Source organism: Actinosynnema sp. NPDC023658 (genome assembly GCF_040639995.1).
Taxonomy (GTDB): Bacteria; Actinomycetota; Actinomycetes; order Mycobacteriales; family Pseudonocardiaceae; genus Actinosynnema.
In genome coordinates, this window is record NZ_JBFAAX010001286.1 from 1 (window position 1) to 1,402 (window position 1,402).

General features: G+C 76.7%; 1 protein-coding gene and 1 pseudogene. Both read left to right on the top strand.

Annotated elements, in window-relative coordinates:
• Positions 1-93: 93 nt before the first annotated feature.
• A complete protein-coding gene (locus AB0G02_RS40325) occupies positions 94-975 on the top strand; it encodes an amidohydrolase family protein (RefSeq protein ID WP_360805853.1) in 882 nt (293 codons plus the stop codon).
• Positions 976-1,001: 26 nt separating this feature from the next.
• A pseudogene (locus tag AB0G02_RS40330) lies at positions 1,002-1,402 on the top strand (1-(5-phosphoribosyl)-5-amino-4-imidazole-carboxylate carboxylase); the annotation flags it as partial.

Sequence of the window (1,402 nt, forward strand, 5' to 3'; positions counted from 1 at the left end):
GCACCACCGCCGAGCTCGACCACGCCGTCACCGCCCTGGCCGACCCACCTCCCACGGCACTGTGGGACGACCTCGAAGCGGAGGGCCTGCTCGATGAGCACGTCGCCACGACGTGATCCGGGGACACCCCGGGTCGACGCGCACCACCACCTGTGGGACCTCGCCGCCCGGCCCCAGGAGTGGCTCGACGGCGAGGAGATGACGCCCATCCGGCGTGACTTCACCGAGGCCGACCTGGGTGAGGCGGCGGCCTCCGCCGGGGTGCGCCGCACCGTGCTCGTCCAGGTGCTGCCCGACGTGGACGAGACGCTGGAGTTCCTCGCCCTGGCCGCCGGGTCGGAGCTGATCGCGGGTGTCGTCGGCTGGGTGGACCTCACCGCACCGGACGTGGCCTCCGAGCTGGCCAGGCTGCGCTCGGCGCCCGGTGGGCACCTGCTGGTCGGCGTGCGGCACCTGGTGCAGTCCGAGCCGGACCCGTCGTGGCTGGTCCGCCCCGACGTCCTGGCGGGCCTGCGGGCCGTGCGGGACGCCGGGCTGGCCTACGACCTGCTGACCGTGCCGCACCAGCTCCCGGCGGCGGTGGAGGCGGTGCGGGCGGTGCCGGACCTGCGGTTCGTGCTGGACCACCTGTCGAAGCCGGACATCGCGGGCGGGTCGTCGCGGCTGTGGGCCGACCGGCTGCGCACGCTGGCCGACGAGCCCAACGTGGTCGCGAAGCTGTCCGGTCTCGTCACCGAGGCCGACCGGGACCGGTGGACCGTGGACGACCTGCGGCCGTACGTCGAGACCGCGCTGGAGTCGTTCGGCCCGGACCGGCTCGCGGTCGGGTCGGACTGGCCGGTGTGCCTGCTGGCCGCGGACTACGCGCGGGTGTTCGCCGCCGCGGAGGAGCTGCTGTCCGGCTGCTCCCCGGACGAGGTCGACCAGGTGTTCGGCGGCACCGCGACCCGCGTGTACGGCCTGGCCGGGCGGTGACGGGGGCCCGCCGCGTGGCGGTGGCCGTGCGGGAGCCCGCGGACCCCGGGTGGGTCGACGTCCACCCGGAGCCGCGGCGCGGGCTCCCCGAGGTCGTCCCCGGTGCCGGTCGGACGGCGGACCCGGTCGTCGGTGACGTCGTCCGGGCCCTCCTGTCCGGCCCCGGACCGGTCCTGGTGACCGGGGACGAGCCGGACACCGCGACGGCGGTGCTCGCCGCCGTCCCCGGAGGCCGGCACCACGCGGGTGCGGGCCTGCTGGTGTGGCAGCCCCCGCCCGCGACGGGGTTCCGCGTCGTCGTGGTGGCGGGCACCGGTGACCGCCGGGTTACCCGCGAGGCGGCGGCCGTGTCCACCGCGCTCGGGCTGGACGTCACCGTCCTCACCGACCTCGGCACGGCGGGGTTGCGCGGGCTGCTGGCCGAACT

What these genes read in the sequence shown, in the direction of transcription:
- AB0G02_RS40325 (WP_360805853.1), top strand. Translation starts at nt 94, where the DNA reads ATGAGCACGTCGCCACGACGTGATCCGGGGACACCCCGGGTCGACGCG.